This window comes from Bradyrhizobium sp., from assembly GCF_019242285.1.
Lineage (GTDB): Bacteria > Pseudomonadota > Alphaproteobacteria > Rhizobiales > Xanthobacteraceae > Bradyrhizobium.
On the sequence record NZ_JAFAVV010000979.1, the window covers coordinates 1 to 17,755 of the forward strand.

Below are 17,755 nucleotides of genomic sequence, written 5' to 3' on the forward strand. Positions count from 1 at the left end.
CCCCAGTCGTTGAGCCCCGCGTCGATCAGCTTTTGATAGACCCCAGGCGACAGGTTTGGCGGCGCCTGAATGTTCATGTCGGGCCCGAGAATCAGACGCGCGGTCGCGATGGTCCGCAGCAGGTCGTCGAGATCGGGTTCCTCGGAGTTGGCGAGCTTGGTGTCGGGCTTGGCCCGGAAGTTCTGGATGATGACTTCTTGGATGTGACCATGGACGGCGTGCAGGTCGCGAATCGCCTCCAGCGCGTCGATCCGCTCGCCGCGTGTCTCGCCGATGCCGATCAGGATTCCGGTCGTGAACGGAACCTTCAGTTCGCCGGCCAGACGCATTGTCTCCAGCCTGACCGCAGGATCTTTGTCGGGAGAACCGTAGTGAACGCCGCCCTGCCTGCAGAGCCGCTCGCTGGTGGACTCCAGCATGATGCCCTGGCTGGCCGTCACCTCGCGCAGGCCGGCGATCTCCTCGCGCGTCATCACGCCGGGATTGGCGTGGGGCAATAGTCCGGTCTCGCGCAGCACGAGCCGGCACATCGCGGCCAGATAGGAGATCGTCGTTTCGTGGCCGAGCGCCTTCAAAGCGTCGCGCGCGGCCTGGTATCGCAGCTCGGGCTTGTCCCCCAGGGTGAACAGCGCTTCGGTGCAGCCTGCGGCAGCGCCGGCGCGGGCGATGGCGAGCACCTCGTCGGGTGAGAGATAAGTGGGCTTGCCCGCGCGTGGCGTTACCGCGAACGTGCAGTAGTGACAGACGTCCCGGCAGAGCTTGGTGAGCGGAATGAAGACCTTGCGCGAGTAGGAGATCAGCCTTCCATGCGCGGAATCGCGCAAGGCCGCGGCTTCCGCCATCAATTCGGTCAGCGGCGCGTCGAACCGCCGTCGCGTCGCCTGTCTATCGCTCGCCGTCATGATCCGTCGTCTCCGCCCGCAGGGGGCCGCATGTCGTCGCGGGACCCTCTTGCCGTCACCCGCTGGCGGCCGCATGGTGTCGCATCGACGCAAGCGATGCAATGCTAGGGAAGGATGCAACACATGCAGATCGGCTTCAACGCACCGACCGCCGGCCCGCTGTCGACCGCGGATAATCTCACCAAGATCGTGGTTGGCGGCGAGGCGATGGGCTTCGACTACGCGACGTTCAGCGACCACGTGGTGATTCCGACCGCGATCGCGGCCAACTATCCCTACAGTGCCTCCGGAGAGTTCCCCAGCGGCACCCGCGGCGAGCGGCACGAACAGCTCACGGAGGTCGGCTGGATCGCCGCAAAAACGACGCGCCTGCGTCTGGTGACCTCCGTCATGGTGGTCCCGCACCGACCGGCCGTGCTGACCGCCAAGATGCTCTCGACCATCGACGTTCTCTCGGGGGGCAGGCTGACGCTGGGCATCGGTGCGGGCTGGATGCGCGAGGAGTTCGAGGCCCTCGGCGCGCCGGACTTCGATGCCCGTGGGACGGTGACCGACGACTATGTGCGCGCCTTTGTCGAACTCTGGACCAAGGATACGCCGAAGTTCGACGGCACGCATGTCCAATTCTCCAACATCAGTCTGGAGCCGAAGCCGGTGCAGAAACCGCATCCGCCGATCTGGGTCGGCGGCGAGAGCGGTCCCGCGCTGCGACGTGCCGCCCGCTTCGGCGATGCCTGGTACCCGATCGGCACCAATCCGCAGAACCCGCTCGACAGCCTGACGCGTTTCAAGACCCAGGTGGGGCGACTGCGCAAGATGACCGCTGAAGCGGGGCGCGATCCCAACGCGGTCGGCCTGACCTTGCGCTGCACGGTATTCGGCGAGACCGCGCCGCCGCAGGCTGGTGACGGCGAACATCGCCTGTTCGCCGGTGCGCCGGCCGCCATCGCCGCCGACATCAAGGCGTTGCGCGACATGGGCGTCGGCTGCATCGATTTCGGATTTGGCGGTTCGACAGCGGACGAAGTGCTCACGGCCATGCAGAAATTCAGAACCGAGGTCTTGCCGCTCGTCTAGGGCCCATACTCGTTCGGTGGGAGAAAGGCAAAGCGAAAGTTGCCCCGCTCGGTCGTCATCGAGGACCTGGATGACGACCGGTGTGACAAAGCGGCCATGGCCGGATCAGGAAATTGCCAGGTGCGGCAGAGGCAGAAAACTCGTTCGAAGCCGATGCCGTCGGTTGGTGAAGGCCAACCTGCGAAGGTTGCTCAATGGCACACGATGACTCCGGATTGAAAGGATCCTTCCCAGCCCGGCACTGTCGCTTCCTGCGCGCCGTAACGAATGACCGGCACGACAGGCGGGCCACACCTGGCGACCCGATCATCCTCGGGACGATAGCGGTATCGCGGGACAATGTAGGAATCCCAGTAAGGTGTCGGCCTGACCACCGGCACTCGTACGATCAGACGCTCTCGCTTCTCAGGAGCGCCCCCAACCCGCGCGTGGGTCGGCCTGGCGGAAGCAGCGGTCAGTAGTCCCAAGGCTATCAATAGCGCGGCAGCAACCATCCTCATTTTTCGTCCTCCTCGTGACAAAAGTAGCGAGCCGTGACTTGAGAAGCAACGAGCAGCGACTCGAGATCGTTCCAGCCCTGAAACAAGGGCTGCATCGGGATTGATCCTTCTGACCGGGATCACCAGAGCGCGCGGAGCGGGTGTTGCTGCCGAGCAACTCCGGGCAGGCAGCCGAGCCACTGCTCAGACCGGTCGAACTTGGGCAAGCCGCTTGATTGCGTATGTGTCGTCCCGGCAGACGGCGGCCTCCCATGCGGCCGATGCTTGCGCGGCGATGTCATGCGCGCCGTCATCGAGACCGGCGGCGTTGTGGGGCAGCGCCAGATCGAGATCGGGGACGTCAACATGCGACTCGTCCCAGTCGATCAACGCGACCCGATCTGCGGTCATGCGGATGTTGCGCGGGTTGAGGTCGCCGTGGACGACGCAGGTCTGACGTCCAACGAGCCGCGCCCACGCGGCGCGGCATCGAGCAACGCCGTCAGCCGGATGCCTCTGTCATATATTCAGCTCCCAAGCTGGCGGATCAGCGTCGCCCAGCGGTCGAGTTCCGGCAGGATCGTATCGGCCTTGCCGGAATCGAAGCTGACGACCACGCGTGAGACGCCATCGTCGCGGTCGCGCTCGAGCAGATCGAGGTTCTCCCTGGCGCCCCAGATCGTGATCGGCACCGACGCCAGGTCGCGGCCCGCCTCGGTCGCCATCTCGCGGAATTTCGGCAGCAGGGCCTGCACGTCCGCGTACTGGCTGCGCGTGCGGTGGGGCATCCAGCCGTCGCCGTAGCGCAAGGCCCGTCGCGCGCCGTACGGAAAGGCGCCGCCGACGATGATCGGCGGATGCGGCTTCTGGACCGGCTTCGGCCAGGTCATCATCGGGTCGAAGTTCACGAACTCGCCATGATACTCGGCCTTTGATCGGGTCCAGATCACCTTCATGGCCTCCACGCGCTCCCGCGCCAGCCTGTGGCGGCTCGCGAAAGCGGTGCCGTGGTTGGCCATCTCGTCCTCGTTCCAGCCGTTGCCGACCCCGAACAGGAAACGGCCGCCCGAGACCTGGTCGATCGAAGCAACCTGCTTGGCGGTCTGGATCGGGTCGCGCTGCGCGATCAGGCAGATGCCGGTCCCAAGCAGCAGCGTCCTGGTCACCGCCGCGGCGGCACCCAGCATCACGAACGGATCCATCACGTCGTAATATTTCTTCGGCAGATCGCCGCCGCTCGGGAAGGGCGACTTGCGCGTCAATGGAATGTGGGAGTGCTCGGGCACCCAGAGCGAGTCGAAGCCGCGCTCCTCCAGCGCCCGCGCGAGTTCGGTGGGTGACATCGAGTAGTCGGTGAAAAACATGGCCCCGCCGATGCGCATCGTTCTCTCCCTCATGATTTTATGTGTTGGTCGTCGTGACCTTCGCACGTCTCGGCCAGCGCGTCTCCGCGCGCGGCAGCACCTGCTCGATCAAGAGACGGGTCTGGGCCAGAATGGCGTCGTCATCCTCGCCCAGCGGCTGCAAAATGAATTTCGATAGGCCGGCGTCGACATATTCGGCGACGCGCGCGAGGATCGTTTCGGCGTCGCCGACCGCGAACACCTGCGCGGCGTCGCGGCCGGTGCGCTTGGCGTAGGCATCCATCGCCCTGACGACGCCGGGCGCGTCTCGGCTGCCGAAGTGGAACGCGAAACCGGCACCGTAGTGATCCTCGTCGATGGATCGGCCGGCCTCGGTGGCGGCTGCCTTGATCGCGGCCACGATGCGACCGGCCTCGGCCGGTGGGTTGCCGCCGCCCAGCCAGCCGGTGCCGATGCGTGCGGTGCGCCGGATCGCCGCGTCGCTCGATCCTCCGATCCACATCGGCAGATCGGGCTGCACGGGCTTGGGTGCGATGGTGACGCCCTTCAGTTGGTAGAAGGCGCTGCTGAAGTCGACCTGTTCCTCGCGCCACAGGCGGCGGATGATCTCGAGGCACTCGTCGGTCCTGCGGCCGCGCGTCCTGGTGTCGATGCCGAGCGCCTGCCATTCGGGCCCCAGCGGGCTGCCGATGCCGAAGGCCGGCAGCAGGCGGCCATCGGACAGCAGGTCGATGGTGGCGCACTGCTTGGCCAGCAGCACGGGGTCGCGGAACGCCAGCGACACGACGTTCATGCCGAACCGCAGGCGCCGCGTGCGCCCCGCCAGGGCCGCCATCGTGGTCATCGATTCGAGGAACGGCTGACGGCCGACGATCCGATCGGTCTGCCAGATCGAATCCACGTCGCCGGCCTCACACATGTCGATCCAGCGCCAGTACGCCGCGGCGCCGGAAAACGGAAACTCCGCAATGCCCAATCCGATGGCGACACTCATGCGCCGTCCTTCCTTCCGCCCCCGCCTCAGTTCAGCCGCGCCGCCATGGCCATCACCTCGATGGCCTCGGACTGATGCGATCGCACGCTGAGCGAATCCGCGCCGCTGTCCTCCCAGGCGCGGTAGCGTTCGCGGATGCGGGCCGGCGGGCCGACCAGCGATTTCAGATCGACCCACTCGTCGGGCACGGCGGCGATGGCTTCGTCCTTGCGGCCCGCGAGGTAGAGTTCCTGGATGCGCGCGGCAGCGTCGCCGAAGCCGCGCCGGACCATGACGTCGTTGTGAAAATTCTTGGTCCGGTGGCCCATGCCGCCCACATAGAGCGCCACCTCCGGCTTGAGGCGCGCCAGCGCGCTCTTCACGTCATCGTCGACCTCGACATGGACCGAGGCCTGGATGGTGAAATCCTTCAGGCTCTTGCCGTTGCCGGCGCGGCGGAAGCCTTCCTCCAGCCACGGGCGGTACTCCTCCATGGCGCCGGGCACGAAACCCAGCGGCAGCCAGCCGTCGGCGATCTCGGCCGTCAGCTTGACCATCGTTTCACCGCCGGTTGCGAGATAGATCGGGATGTCGGGATTCATGTGCAGGATCGACTTCAGCGGCTTGGCGAGGCCAGCGGAGCCTTCGCCCTGGTAGGGCAGGCTGATCTCGCGGCCTTCGTGCGTCACGGGGCCTTCGCGCTTGAAGATCTTGCGCATGATCGCGACGTAATCCTTGACCCGATAATAGGGCCTGCCCCACGGCTGGCCGTACCAGCCCTCGACGATCTGCGGTCCGGAGACGCCGAGGCCCGCGATGAAGCGGCCGCCGCCGGCCATCGCATCAATGCTGGCGGCCGACATCGCGGCGTTGGCCGGCGTTCGCGCGGCGAGCTGCATGATGCCGGTGCCGAGCTTGATGCGGCTGGTCTTGGCGGCGAGGAAGGCGAGCGGCGTGATCGCGTCGGAGCCATAGGCTTCGGCCGACCAGACCGAGTCGTAACCGAGCTCTTCCGCGCGCTGCACGAGCGCGACCGGCACCTCGAGATGGGGGCCCGAATAGCCGATTGACAGACCAAGCTTCATCGCCGTGTCCTCCCTCGCTTGAGGATACGAAGCGCCGGGTCGCTTGAACAGGCGGCAGCGCGTGCCGGGAGGCTGCCATGAACGGCTCGCCGGTCTCCTTGCCGCGTGTCATGATGGCGTTTTGGAAGGCGCCGATCGAACGCGCCGCGCGATCCGGGAAGGAGCCGCCTCATGAAATTCGCCCTGCACTTCGGCAACAACACGTTCCCTGACCCCGAAGGCGCGCGCCGTCTGGTGCGCCTGGCGGAGGCAGCCGGTTTCGATTCCGTGTTCGCCGTCGAGCACGTCGTGTTTCCCGACAATTACACGAGCGTCTATCCCTATGCGCCGGGCGGCCGGCTGCCGGGCAATCCATCGACGAGACTGCCCGATCCATTGATCTGGCTGACATGGGTCGCCGCCGCCACCACGCGGCTGCGCTTCATGACGGCCGTGATGATCCTGCCGCAGCGCAACCCGCTGGTGCTGGCCAAGGAGGTCGCCACGCTGGATTATCTCAGCGGCGGCCGGATCGAGCTCGGCATCGGGGTGGGTTGGCTGAAGGAGGAGTTCGAGGCGCTCGGCATTCCGTTCGAGCGTCGCGGCAAGCGCGCCGACGAATATGTCGCGGCCATGCGCGCCTTGTGGGCCGGCGATGCAGCGAGCTTCGCGGGCGAATTCGTGACATTCGACAAGGTGAGCTGCAATCCGAAGCCGGTCGCGAAATCGGTGCCGATCGTCGTCGGCGGCCACTCGGAAGCGGCTGCCCGCCGCGCCGGCCGTCTCGGCGACGGCTTCTTCCCCTCGATCGGCGCCCAGGTCGACATTATGCCGTTGCTCGATATCGTGCGCCGTTCGGCCGAACAGGCCGGCCGCGATCCGGCGAAGGTGGAATTGACCCTCGGCTGTCCCGGCGCGCTGCCGAAGTCCGGCGCCGACCCGCGCGCCGCCGTCGAGGAGCGCATCGCGCGCGGCGCGGGCCGTCTTGCGCTGCCGGTGACCGCGTTCATGCCCGATCTCGAAACGACACTGGCCCGCTTCGGCGAGGAGATCATCAAGCCTTATGCGAACGCATGAGTCCGGAGCGTGCGACTCCACTGGTCATTGCGGACGAACGGAGGATCGTTCCCGATCCGGGTCTGGGCCGGTCATACCGCATACTTTGCCGAAACGGTGATCTCACCTTCGCTAACGAAAGAGCAGAGTTCGTGGAGCGAAGCTTTCAACGTGCCAGTCATCTTGAGCTTCTGCTGCACTGTGATGCCGCGTACCTCGAAGCGATGAACGCCGATCGTCAGGTTTTCTTCGAACTGGCTCATCAACCGCCGAGTCAAGGTCCGCGCGTATTCAGCGAGCCGCTCGGCCACGAGATCGATGACCGCCTTTGCGCCTTCGGCAAAGGTCTCGCGCAATTCCAGGATTTCCTGGCCGAAGCGCTCGATCAATGGTGCCGCGGCCGCTCGGCCATCCTCCCACGCGGCTTCGATCGCGCCAGCCGCCGTGTCCCAAAGTCGGGTCACCCAGAGCTTGGCGTCATCGAGCGCGGGGGCGTTAAGTCTCCCAACCGGTGGCGCACCATCGGCTCCCACCGCGTCGGCGGCTGCAAGTGCCTCATTGTGAAGATTGGCGCGAGTAGCAAGTACGAGAAAGGTCATGCCGTGGTTCCTTGTGAAGCAGCGCGAACATCCCAGCCATGAGCGCCACGCTCGAATATATCGAAGCCGCTGGCGGCGACCTCGGCTGCCCGCTGATCGAGCCAAGGGTCTTGGCCGGGTAAGCACCCGGTCCGGAACAGCGACGTGGCGATGTTGAGCCGAAAGGCGCGCTTTGTCAGCGCCTCGAAACGCTGTGCCGCATACTCTGCCGCGTGCGCAGGCGTGTGACCGAGCGCTTCGAGCATGAGGCTCGCCGCGCGGCACTGCGCGGTCCGACGGGCCGACTCATCGCCGATCCGTTCCGCCAACGTGCAGAGAGCAGATCGCCAGACCATGGTGAAGGAGTCTCCAGGAGGGGCAGCACCGAGTTGCGCAAGTGTGTGGCTGGCCAGGGCGTCTCCGCGCGGCATGGCATCGAGCCCGATCGGGTCCTCCGGCCACAGTCGTCCGCGAATGGCGTTCGCAAGAGGGTGGTCGCGATCGGCACCATCGACGAGGGTGGCGTTCGTGCTGCGGTCGCCGAGCAGCACATGGAGCCAATCTCCATAACGAAGCACGACGAGCGGCCAGGGCAGCGGTGGCGCGACATAGTGGCCCAAGTCCACCAGCCGCAGCACTTCCATCCGCGGTGTCCCTCGTGCACGGACCTCCTCGGCGAGCGCCGTCGCCGTTTGGCGCGACAGCGGAAGCATGAGAAAATCGCTGCTCGGAAGCTCCATGCCCACGGCGCGCGTGGCTTTGCGGATGATGAGGGACAGGCGGCTCTTGCTGTCCTCCGGGCCGACCGCCAAGTAGAAGCGCGCGTCGGCGCGACCGAGGGGAAGCAGCATCGCCAATGTCAGCCAGGATGAGGCCATCTGGGCTGCTTCCGCCTCTTCGGTCTTGCTGTCCTCCCGTTGGCGCAGCTCGGCGAGGCCTTTCGCCCACCGAGCCGCCTTTTCGTGATCCGGATCGCCGGCCGCGCCCCAGCGCCCAACGTCGGCCGGGTCGGCCAAGCTCAGGAAGGCTTCGGACACCATGCGGCGCAGCACGTTCCCGGCCAGAGCGGCCTGCTCTTCAGATGAAAGCTGCACAGAGCACCCGTCTCGCCAACCGAGCGGGGGGCGCCTCTCATCTTCGGCCGGATCGGTGAGCAGCAAATCGAGCCTGTCGGCTGGTAGCCCTGCCAAGCGTTTGACCCAAGCGGACAGGCCGGCTTCCGCCGCTGCGGCGAACCGATCGCTGCGGAGCGCAAGGCTCGGGATCGAGTCGGCGATCGAGAGGCGGGTGGCGGACACCAGGGCCCGAAAGGCAGCGGGTCCTCCCAGCGGTCGACCGAGTCGCGCCCGCCATGCCGCGACCACGCCGCGTACCGCCAGGTAGCCGGCGAGATAGGGCGTGTGCGGTGTCGCCATCAGCTCGCGGAGCCGGCCCGGCACGCGGGCCTCGGCTGCCGATGCCCACCGCCCGCCCACGTCGTCGAAGAATGCTTCGACCTGAGCCTGGAGTTCCTCTTGCGTGAGCTCCTGGCCGGGTTTCCGTTCAACCCGGAAGTCCACCAGGCAGCGCAGCGCGGCTCCGACGGATTGCGTTGCGTCCGGATCCGGTACCTCCGCGGCGGCTTCGCCGAAGACGGCCAGTCCTTCCATCCAGGCCGTCCAGACATCTTGCAAGGCACGGGCCTTCAGCACGAGCTCGAGCGTGATCTCCGCGCAGAGCAGATCGGCCTCGTTGGTCGGATCGATCGGCGGCGCCTCGAAGCCGGCCCGGCGCAGAGCCAATATCTCTTCGGGGCCGCGGCCGCCGCGCGCCCAGTCGTTGATCCGCCGGTGGAGAAGAACGGCACGCAACGCCGCCATGGCCAAGCCGAGATATCCAAGCAGGCTTTTGACATGCGTCACCTCATGCGCGAAATCGAGCAGGTGGCGCTGGGCGTCCTTTTCCTCGAGGAAAGAGCGCCCGTTCGGCACGGCCCGCAGGTAGGCCGGATGCGACAGCGTCCAGTCGAGCCAGTCGGCAGTCGGATTGCGCAGCGCCGGGACCGGAAGCAGGCCCAGATGGTCACGGTCCACCTCGAGGTCGTGCCGAAGTGCCCATACATGGGCCTCCATGGCCGCGGTCTCGTCCTCATCGTCGGAGAATTCGGTTACGCGCGCCGGCCATGGCTGCTTGCCAGCCAGCAGCGTCAAGCCCCCTGCGTTCTTAATGTGGGGCACGAGATGGACGAGCAGATTTTGGAGATAGAGGTTCTCAGGCTTCCTCGAAAGGCTCACCAAGGCGACAGCGAGCTGCTCGCGGGCGGCTTCGGACGCGGCCGAGATGCGTTCGATCGCCAATTCCAGCGCTTCAAAGGCGGCGAGACGTTCGGCCTGTGTCTCGCCCGCCAGGTCGATACGGCACAGCGCGCACGCCGCGGCACCGGCCGCAACCAGGTCTGTCTGCCCCGCGGCTTCGCCACACTGAAGGCACTTTTCGGCGACCGGCAGGCGGGCGGCCGATACCGCGGGCAACAGGTGGAATAGGCAGCTCAGCAGCCGGTGGGCGATTGCCGGTAGCCCGGCGGCTTCGACCTGTCCGGCCAGCTCGATGCCGCTTGCCGACAGCCTGGCCGGATTTGCCTCGCCCGCCTCCTCGGCCGCGAGCGCAGCGAGGAGGGCGAACGACGCGTGCACGAGGACGAGCACGCCTTCCGGCTTCGGATGGAGATACGAAAAGCTGCTGCCGCCGAACAGATCGAGCGCATGCCTGCCGTTGCCGGTCCAATTGGCGGCGCAGTAGTCGACGAGCACCACCCAGCCCGCGGGTGTCAGCCGGAAGAGTGCGTCCGTGCTGTCACCGATGGTGGGAGCCGAGAGCACCTGCTTCGCCAGAGCAATCGCCGATTGGTCGAAAGCCGTGAGCTCCTGCAACGCGTGTCGTAGCGACAACAACAAGCCATCTCGGAACTCTTCACGTTCCATCACTAAAACTGCGCACAATTTGACTATGGCAATAAGAGATTATGTACACGACAAACCAGAAAAACAAACTCTTTATTCTCCTCGGCAGCGGCAATCGCGGGCAGAGGCTCAGGACGTCACGAGCGCGGCGTCGCTTTTTCGGATCGAGTCAATCGGCTGCATCGTATTTCACTTTCGTGACGATGGAGAAAAGTTCTGCTGGAAACGGACTTCGCTCAAGTCAGCTCTGAAAGCGCCATTCAGAAAAGATCCTGCCACGCCTCGACTGTTCTACCTTCCCGCAAATTTAGGTTTTCTTCCTTCTCGTGCCGCGGCGATGCCTTCGTCGACGTCCTGCGAAAACTCGAGCGCGGAACGGAGCGCGTCGGACAGCTCGCGTGCGGCGCGAGGGCCGGCCGCTTCCCCCAGTCTGACGATGCGTTTCGTTCCCCGCGTGGCCAGCGGCCCGTTGCTTGCAATCGTTTCGGCAAGGGCATCCATTCTCGCGTGGACTTGATCTCGCTCCACCACGAATTCGACCAGGCCGTATCTTTCCATTTCGCTCGCGTCGATTTCGCGACCCGTGCAAAGCAGCTCGAGCGTTCGAGCAGTGCCCACGAGATGCGGAAGCCGGACCGGCGCACCCGCGCCCGGAAAGCCGCCCCATTTGGCTTCCGGCGAGACGAGGCGGACATGGTCGCCGGCGATCCTGATGTCGCAGGCGAGGGCGAGCTCGACGGCGCCGGCGCGCACATAGCCGTTCAGGCCGGCGATGGTGATCTGCGGCAGCGCCTCGACCGCATCGAAGGTCTCGTTCGCAAGGCGGATCAGTTGCAGGACCTCATCCTTGGCGAGCTGTCCCCGCAACGCCGGCGTCAAGATGCCCGTCGAGAAGCATTCGGTCCCTTCTGCGGTGACGGTCAGCACCTGGATGTCGCGGTTGGTGGCCAGGTCACTGGCGACGCTGCGCAGTGCCAGCAGCAGATCGCTGGAGAGGAGGTTCTGCGCGTCGGGTCGGTTGAAAACGATCCTGGCAACGCGGCCCTGAACGCTGAAGGCAAATCCCGTCATCGCGTGCTCCTGCAGGTCTTGGTTTGTCTTGGGCCCGGCCTGTCTCATGCTCCCATACCGCAATGATTCGAAAGCCGATCCATGCTCGAGTCCGTCAGGGCGGTGCGGCGCATTCGCGCTTGCTGTAGCTGAGAACTCCATTGTAGGACTACGCAACGTGCAATCAATTGTGGATTTGGAGAGGCCGCGAAGTGCAACACCATGATCTGTCGTCGAAGGTCCGTCTGCGTGTGAAGGCGGCGTGCATCGTGGTTTGTGCAGCGGTGGCGGCGGGGCCGGCGCAACACAGTTACGCCCAAACCCAATCGCCGGTTGCAGTCCGCGCCGCCTATATTCCCGTCGTGACCTGGCTGCCCGCGTGGGTTGCGAAAGAGAAGGGGTTTTTCAAGGCGCATGGGCTCGACGTCACGCTGAGCGTCGCGCAGAACCTATCGATATTGCCGGGGACGGTCGGAAAGCAGTTCGAGATCGTGCCGAGCACCGCGCCCGATCTGCTCAAATCGGTCGCCTCCGGACTGGACGTCGTTGCCGTCGCCTCGGAGGTGTTCGAGACCGAGGACAATCCTTCGACGCATGTCATCGTCGCCAAGGACTCGGGGATCGCGGGGCCGAAGGACCTGGTCGGAAAGCTGATCGCGACCCCCACGATCGGCGGCGTGATCCACGTTTCGGTGCTGTACTGGCTCAAGAAGAACGGTGTCGATCCGACGAGCGTCAGGGCCGTGGAGGTGCCGTTCCCGAACATGCCCGACCAGCTGAAGGCGAAGCGGGTCGATGCCGTCGAATCCGTGGAACCTTTCGCCGGGGCGCTGCGCGCGAACGGCAACGTCTCGATCGCGGACCCACTGCTGTCGGTCGGCAAGGACGTGCTGTTCCCGTTCTGGATTTCGCAGGGCGAGTGGGCGCGCGCCAATCTTCCGACCATCGAGGCCTGGATTGCCGCGCTCGAGGATGCCAAGAGCTTCATCGAGAAGAATCCCGAAGAGGCGCGCAAGATCATGGCGCAGTACACCAAATTGCCCGAAGCGGTGGTGCAGGCGACGCCGTTTCCGACCTACCGCTTCGCGATCAAGGCGGAGGACATCCAGGTGTGGGCGGCGGCGCTCAAGGACGTCGATCAGCTCGACAAGGAGGTCGATTCCTCCAAGCTGGTCGTGACACCCTAGATGGGGTCGGCGGACCACAGATCCGAGCCGGGCGCGGGGGCCTCAAACCCGGCGTTCGAGTGCCGGTCCGTGATCGTCGAATTGCTTCACAAGTACAACCGCAAGCGCATCATCGAGAACATCTCCCTCCTGGTTCGCTCCGGAGAGTTCCTGACCATCGTCGGTGCTTCGGGAACCGGAAAAACCACGCTGTTGAGAGCGATGGGAGGCCTCACGCCCACGTCGGGCGGCTCGGTGCTGGTGCATGGAAAGCAGCTCGACGGCCCACCCGACGACGTCGTCATCGTATTCCAGGATTATTCCAACGCGCTGTTGCAGTGGCGCACGGTCGCCTCCAACGTCGCGTTTGGAATAGAGCGCCGCCTCGATCGGAAGGAAGTCGGGCAGCGGGTGCGCGACGCGCTGGCCCTGGTGGGTCTTGAAAAGAACGCCGAGGACTATCCCTGGCAGTTGTCGGGCGGCATGCAGCAGCGCGTTCAGATCGCGCGCGCCCTGGCGCTGCGTCCCGCCGTGATGCTCATGGACGAGCCGTTCGCCGCGCTCGATGCCATGACCAAGGCGTCGATGCAGGACGAACTGCTTCGGGTCCGCGATCGCACCGGCACGAGCTTCGTCTTCATCACCCACGACATCGAGGAGGCGGTCTACCTCGGTGACCGCATCGTCGTGCTGAAGGGCTCGCCCGGTCGGATCGAGCAGGTCTTCGACATCGGCCTGCCGGCGCCGCGCGATCAGCTTTCGACGCGCCAGCTTCCGCAGTTTCTCGAATATCGCTACGCCGTCCACCAGGCCATCGGACGCGAACATGGCTAAGGGGCGCTTGATCGCGAGGATCAATTGGCCCGGCACCGCCGTCCTGGTTTTCGTCGCGCTGGCATGGGAAGCCATCGTCAGGTCGGGATTGCTCGACTACGAATACCTGCCGGCGCCATCGGCCATCGCCCGGGGGTGGGGCGAACTCGCCAGGGAAGGTCTTCTGGCGTCCGATATCGCGCACACGCTGAGTGCGGTTGCGATCGGATGGACGGCGGCGATGGTGCTCGGCGTCTCGCTCGGCTTTCTGCTCGGCTTGTCGGCGACCGCGCGGCGCTACAGCCTCGCGAGCATCGAGATCCTGCGGCCGATGCCGGGGGTCGCGTTTGCGCCCGTCGCCCTCCTGCTGTTCGGCTTTTCGCTGAAAACCGAAATGGTCGTCACCATCCTTCCCGTGCTCTGGCCGGTGCTGGTCAACACCATGGGAGGCGTCACCTCGGTTCATCAGCGACTTCACGACGTCGGCCGCACCTTTCGCCTCAGCCGCCGCGATACCATCCTCCGCATCGTCTTGCCGGCGGCGATGCCGCCGATTGTCGCCGGTGCCCGTATCGGTCTCGGCCTCGCGCTCGTGCTCGCCGTCATCGCCGAAATGGTCGGCAATCCGGCAGGCCTCGGCTACGGCATCGTGCGCGAGCAGCAGGCGCTGCGGCCCGATCTGATGTTTGCCTATATCGTGACCGTCGGACTGATCGGCATTGCTCTCAATGCCGGAATGCTGGCCCTGGCGGAGGCCTTGCTTCCGTCCTTCCGTCAATTGCGGGGCGAGCCGTGAGGTCCGCACGTCCCTGGCTGCACTATGTCAGGCTCGGCGTCGCCGCATTGCCGTCGGCTAGGGGATTGCTCCCGCTCGTCGTTCTGCTCGGTGCCTGGCAACTCCTGCAGACCGGCCGTTCGGCCTATTTTCCACCGCCTTCCGACTGGTGGAACGGTCTGATGCTGCTTTCGAAGAGCGGACGGCTGTATCCGGCCTTGCTGGCCACGACCATAACCCTGTTGCTCGGGCTGGCTCTCGCGGTCGCCATCGGAACCGCGGCCGGTTTGTTCATCGGTGTATTTCCGAGGTTTCGCCGCGCCGCCGGACCGCTGCTCGAATTCCTGAGGGCCGTTCCGCCGCCGGCGATCGTCCCGGTGGCGATCCTCTTCATGGGCTATGATGAGCGCATGAAGCTGACAGTGGTCGTGCTCGCGGCGATCTGGCCCATTCTCCTCAACACCGCGTCCGCCGCGGAACGCGTGCATCCGCTGCTGCTCGACGTCGCGCGTTCATTCCGCCTGTCGGCGCTCGACCGGATGCGGCTGATCGTGCTGCCGTCGGTGCTTCCTGCGATATTGCTCGGCATTCGTGTCGCGCTGCCCGTTGCGATCGTCGTGACGCTTCTGGTCGAGATACTGACCTCGATCGAGGGAATCGGCGCGCTCATGATCGGCGCGCAGCGCAACTTCCAGTCCTCGCAGGTCTATGGACTTCTCGTCCTGATCGGCCTGTTCGGATTGCTCGTGAACAATGTCTTCGCCGTCGTCGAGGCCATCCTGTTGCGTCGCTGGCCGCCGAAGACCCAGGGCGAGAACTTCTAGGAGGTCGAGATATGGAAGTCGGATTCTTCTTCTGGCCCTACAATCCCGGCTTGATCGAGGACCTCGCCGATCGCGCCGACCGGTATGGCTACGACATGATCGGCATCGCCGATACGCCCGGCAATGCGATGGACCCCTGGGTCTCGGCGGCGCTCGCGGCGCGCCTCACGAAGAAGGCGCGCGTGGCGCTTTGCGTGACGAACCTCGTGACCCGTGACGCCGCAGTCAGTGCAGCCGCGATCGCATCGATCGATCGGATCTCCGAAGGCCGCGCCGTGCTCGGTATCGGTGCGGGTCATAGCGGCACCAGGAACCTCGGCCGCAGCAAATCGACGGCGAAGGAGCTCGGTGAGGGCGTCACCTTCATCAAGACGCTGCTGCGCGGCGAGCCCGCGACGCTCGATGAGGCGACGGCCCATTTGCCGTGGGTCAAGAAGCCGTCGAAGGTGTTCGTAGCGGCTTCCCATCCGCTCAGCCTGGCGGCAGCCGGACGGACCGCGGACGGCGTCTTTCTCAATTTCGGCCTGGGCGGGGACAACATCGCTCAATCCACGGCCACAGTCGCCAAAGCGATCTCGGAAGCCGGCCGCGCCGCGGAAGACGTCGAGATGTGGCAAATAGCCGCTTTGGATTGCGCCGTCGACGGCGACGTCGCGCGCGACAAGGTCGGGGCCATGCTGGCGTTCCTGGCCGGGTACGTCATCGGCGACAAGAACCTCGAAAGCCGCGGGGTGCCCGAACATCTTCGCGAACCGCTTCTCGAGTTGCGCCGGCGCTACAGCACCCGGCCGGGCGACGCGGACATCAGGCTGGTGCGCGAACTCGGTCTGTTCGACTATCTTTCCGGGCGTCTGGCGATTTGCGGCACGCCTGAACAATGCCTCGCGCGCGCGTTGGCCGCCAAGGACGCGGGCGCCAAGCGGTTGATGCTCACGGTCAGCCTGGCGTCGGACCCGGTGCGGACCGTCGAGCTTTTCGGAGAACATGTGCTTCCGAGATTGCGAGGCTGATGCCGAGGGGCGCGCCAGGGCGGGTGCGAAGGTTGAGCAGAGCTCAAGGATGGCGGGCCGGAGATCAACCGTTGAGGTCGTGGTCCTCATTTGAAGACGCTCGCAAAGCTCGAGCGCCTTCGAACGTTCGCCCTGCTCGGTTAGTCCGAGCCGTGTCACGGCGGAGAACGCCGCCTCAAATTCGCCTGCCGATGTGATATCAGGTCTTGCCGTGCGGCGTCACATGGTTGATGTCGCAGCGAAGCAATGCGCATCGGTTTTTGGGGGGATAGGGTGGCACGTAAGTTGAAACGATCGCTGGCCGGCTTGATTGCGGGTGTTGTTTGCATCGCCGCGGAGCTCGTCGCGCCCGCCACAGCGGCGGATCTGACGCCGGTGCGAGCCGCCTATATTCCAGTCGTCTCCTGGCTCCCGGCATGGGTCGCCAAGGACAAGGGCATCTTCGAGAAGAACGGCCTCGACGTCACGCTGTCGGCGACGCAGAACCTGTCCGTGCTGCCGGGAACGCTCGGGCGCCAGTTCGATTTTGCGCCGTCGACGCCGCCGGACATCATCAAGGCCGTGCTGGCGGGGATCGACGTCGTGGCCATCGCAGGCGAGGGGATCGAGACCAAGGACAATCCGAGCACGCACCTGATCGTGCGGAAGGACTCTCCGATCACGGGCATGCAGGACCTGAAGGGCAAGGTGATCGCGACGCCGACGCTCGGCGCCATCATCCATGTCTCGGTCCTCCATGATCTCAAGAAGAACGGGATCGATCTGGACTCCATCCGGGCCGTCGAGGTGCCGTTTCCCAACATGCCCGACCAGCTCAAGGCGGGGAACGTCGATGTCGTCGAGGCGCTCGAGCCGTTCGCCGGGCAGTTGCTTGCGGCCGGCAACCGGTCGCTCGGCGACCCGTTGCTCTCGGTGGGCGACCAGGTCCTCTACACGTTCTGGATCTCCGAACGCAAATGGGCGACCGACAATCATGCAGTGGTCGAGGCCTGGGTTGCCTCGCTCGAGCAGGCCAAGCAGTACATGGACGCGAATCCGCAGGAAGCTCGCGCCATCCTCGCCAAATACACCAAGCTGCCCGAACCCGTGGTCCAGAAGATTCCGTTCGTGACCTATCGATTTTCGCTCAACGCACAGGACTTCGCGGTCTGGGTGAACGTGCTGCAAGAGCTGGGCCAGATCGCCCAGCCGCTCGACGAGAACAGCCTGGTACTGAAATGAGCGCGCCCTGGCGACGCCGACATCGATCCTGATCGGCGCGCCCGTTGCTTCGTCGAACGGGCGTTCCGATTTCCGAACTTCGCATCATCCGTCAATGACGGTCGCTTTTTGGCCTCACGTTGTCTGTGCGTATCGGTTGCCGCCGCGCGGAATCTCGCGCGGTATTGTTCAACCGAAAAATCGCCGCATTCCGCGTCTACTTGCGGGTGCACCAAGCTGACGTGGCACTCCCCTATCACCCTCAACCGGCGGATGAGTGTTCGCCGCAGCTCTCGCCGTCGACCCCAATCCGCGTGCACGTCCGACCAAATCTCTGGAGAAAACCCATGCCCCGTGTTGTGACGGTTTTGGCAATGCTGTCGGTTTTGCTCGTAGGGGCGCTGCCTGCAGGTGCCGCTGAATTCGGAACCAGAGACGAGGCGGTGGCTATGGTCAAGCGCGTGCAGCAGAAATTCAAGAAGGAG

Annotated in this window: 15 protein-coding genes and 1 pseudogene; 8 read left to right on the plus strand and 8 right to left on the minus strand. The window is 65.2% G+C overall.

The genetic code is table 11. The features are described 5' to 3' along the window. Positions 1 to 902 (minus strand): 7,8-didemethyl-8-hydroxy-5-deazariboflavin synthase CofG (gene cofG / locus JOY90_RS39925; protein WP_291696574.1); only part of this gene is annotated, 902 nt, incomplete at its 3' end. A 123-nt stretch (positions 903 to 1,025) separates the two neighbouring features. Here cofG and JOY90_RS39930 point away from each other — a divergent pair. After that, complete coding sequence (locus JOY90_RS39930) at positions 1,026 to 1,979, plus strand: LLM class F420-dependent oxidoreductase (protein WP_291696575.1); 954 nt, start codon at positions 1,026 to 1,028, stop codon at positions 1,977 to 1,979. Between the two features lie 683 nt (positions 1,980 to 2,662). On the opposite strand, the pseudogene JOY90_RS39940 reads toward JOY90_RS39930, so the two are convergent. The 4 genes and pseudogenes from JOY90_RS39940 to JOY90_RS39955 all read right to left on the minus strand — a co-directional run. Continuing rightward, positions 2,663 to 2,962: pseudogene (locus tag JOY90_RS39940) on the minus strand (phosphotransferase); the annotation flags it as partial. Between the two features lie 23 nt (positions 2,963 to 2,985). Beyond that, complete coding sequence (locus tag JOY90_RS39945) at positions 2,986 to 3,840, minus strand: LLM class F420-dependent oxidoreductase (RefSeq protein ID WP_291696577.1); 855 nt, start codon at positions 3,838 to 3,840, stop codon at positions 2,986 to 2,988. Between the two features lie 19 nt (positions 3,841 to 3,859). Further along, positions 3,860 to 4,816 (minus strand): LLM class flavin-dependent oxidoreductase, encoded by a 957-nt coding sequence (locus JOY90_RS39950; RefSeq protein ID WP_291696578.1) that lies wholly within the window; start codon positions 4,814 to 4,816, stop codon positions 3,860 to 3,862. Between the two features lie 26 nt (positions 4,817 to 4,842). Continuing rightward, positions 4,843 to 5,880, minus strand: a complete 1,038-nt coding sequence (locus JOY90_RS39955; RefSeq protein ID WP_291696579.1) for an LLM class F420-dependent oxidoreductase — start codon at positions 5,878 to 5,880, stop codon at positions 4,843 to 4,845. A 171-nt stretch (positions 5,881 to 6,051) separates the two neighbouring features. Between JOY90_RS39955 and JOY90_RS39960 the strand changes: the two genes are divergently transcribed. Then, positions 6,052 to 6,936: an LLM class F420-dependent oxidoreductase gene (locus tag JOY90_RS39960; RefSeq protein WP_291696580.1), complete on the plus strand. Its 885-nt coding sequence runs from the start codon at positions 6,052 to 6,054 to the stop codon at positions 6,934 to 6,936. A gap of 71 nt (positions 6,937 to 7,007) precedes the next feature. Here the strand turns inward: JOY90_RS39960 and JOY90_RS39965 are convergent, their stop codons facing one another. The 3 genes from JOY90_RS39965 to JOY90_RS39975 form a co-directional block, all read right to left on the minus strand. Continuing rightward, positions 7,008 to 7,514, minus strand: coding sequence for a hypothetical protein (locus JOY90_RS39965; protein ID WP_291696581.1), 507 nt, complete (start codon positions 7,512 to 7,514; stop codon positions 7,008 to 7,010). After that, the gene (locus tag JOY90_RS39970; protein ID WP_291696582.1) at positions 7,511 to 10,453 is read right to left on the minus strand and encodes a hypothetical protein; all 2,943 of its coding nucleotides are present in this window, start codon (positions 10,451 to 10,453) and stop codon (positions 7,511 to 7,513) included. Before JOY90_RS39970 ends, JOY90_RS39965 begins: the two co-directional genes overlap by 4 nt. A gap of 270 nt (positions 10,454 to 10,723) precedes the next feature. After that, entirely contained in the window at positions 10,724 to 11,503 is a 780-nt protein-coding gene (locus tag JOY90_RS39975) for an enoyl-CoA hydratase-related protein (protein ID WP_291696583.1), read from the minus strand. Between the two features lie 191 nt (positions 11,504 to 11,694). Between JOY90_RS39975 and JOY90_RS39980 the strand changes: the two genes are divergently transcribed. The 6 genes from JOY90_RS39980 to JOY90_RS40005 all read left to right on the plus strand — a co-directional run bounded on the left by JOY90_RS39980 (position 11,695) and on the right by JOY90_RS40005 (position 17,291). Further along, positions 11,695 to 12,669 (plus strand): ABC transporter substrate-binding protein, encoded by a 975-nt coding sequence (locus JOY90_RS39980; RefSeq protein WP_291696584.1) that lies wholly within the window; start codon positions 11,695 to 11,697, stop codon positions 12,667 to 12,669. A 69-nt stretch (positions 12,670 to 12,738) separates the two neighbouring features. After that, the gene (locus JOY90_RS39985; protein ID WP_291696585.1) at positions 12,739 to 13,482 is read left to right on the plus strand and encodes an ABC transporter ATP-binding protein; all 744 of its coding nucleotides are present in this window, start codon (positions 12,739 to 12,741) and stop codon (positions 13,480 to 13,482) included. Continuing rightward, positions 13,475 to 14,257: an ABC transporter permease gene (locus JOY90_RS39990; RefSeq protein ID WP_291696586.1), complete on the plus strand. Its 783-nt coding sequence runs from the start codon at positions 13,475 to 13,477 to the stop codon at positions 14,255 to 14,257. The genes JOY90_RS39985 and JOY90_RS39990 overlap by 8 nt, the downstream gene beginning before the upstream one ends. After that, entirely contained in the window at positions 14,254 to 15,060 is an 807-nt protein-coding gene (locus JOY90_RS39995) for an ABC transporter permease (RefSeq protein ID WP_291696587.1), read from the plus strand. Before JOY90_RS39990 ends, JOY90_RS39995 begins: the two co-directional genes overlap by 4 nt. Before the next feature lie 50 nt (positions 15,061 to 15,110). After that, positions 15,111 to 16,070 carry an LLM class flavin-dependent oxidoreductase gene (locus JOY90_RS40000; RefSeq protein ID WP_291696588.1) on the plus strand — a complete coding sequence of 320 codons (960 nt, stop codon included), beginning with the start codon at positions 15,111 to 15,113 and terminating at the stop codon, positions 16,068 to 16,070. Between the two features lie 285 nt (positions 16,071 to 16,355). Further along, positions 16,356 to 17,291, plus strand: coding sequence for an ABC transporter substrate-binding protein (locus JOY90_RS40005; protein WP_291696589.1), 936 nt, complete (start codon positions 16,356 to 16,358; stop codon positions 17,289 to 17,291). The last annotated feature ends 464 nt before the right edge of the window (positions 17,292 to 17,755 follow it).

What these genes read in the sequence shown, in the direction of transcription:
- JOY90_RS39930 (WP_291696575.1), top strand. Translation starts at nt 1,026, where the DNA reads ATGCAGATCGGCTTCAACGCACCGACCGCCGGCCCGCTGTCGACCGCG.
- JOY90_RS39945 (WP_291696577.1), bottom strand. Translation starts at nt 3,840, where the DNA reads ATGCGCATCGGCGGGGCCATGTTTTTCACCGACTACTCGATGTCACCC.
- JOY90_RS39950 (WP_291696578.1), bottom strand. Translation starts at nt 4,816, where the DNA reads ATGAGTGTCGCCATCGGATTGGGCATTGCGGAGTTTCCGTTTTCCGGC.
- JOY90_RS39955 (WP_291696579.1), bottom strand. Translation starts at nt 5,880, where the DNA reads ATGAAGCTTGGTCTGTCAATCGGCTATTCGGGCCCCCATCTCGAGGTG.
- JOY90_RS39960 (WP_291696580.1), top strand. Translation starts at nt 6,052, where the DNA reads ATGAAATTCGCCCTGCACTTCGGCAACAACACGTTCCCTGACCCCGAA.
- JOY90_RS39965 (WP_291696581.1), bottom strand. Translation starts at nt 7,514, where the DNA reads ATGACCTTTCTCGTACTTGCTACTCGCGCCAATCTTCACAATGAGGCA.
- JOY90_RS39970 (WP_291696582.1), bottom strand. Translation starts at nt 10,453, where the DNA reads ATGGAACGTGAAGAGTTCCGAGATGGCTTGTTGTTGTCGCTACGACAC.
- JOY90_RS39975 (WP_291696583.1), bottom strand. Translation starts at nt 11,503, where the DNA reads ATGACGGGATTTGCCTTCAGCGTTCAGGGCCGCGTTGCCAGGATCGTT.
- JOY90_RS39990 (WP_291696586.1), top strand. Translation starts at nt 13,475, where the DNA reads ATGGCTAAGGGGCGCTTGATCGCGAGGATCAATTGGCCCGGCACCGCC.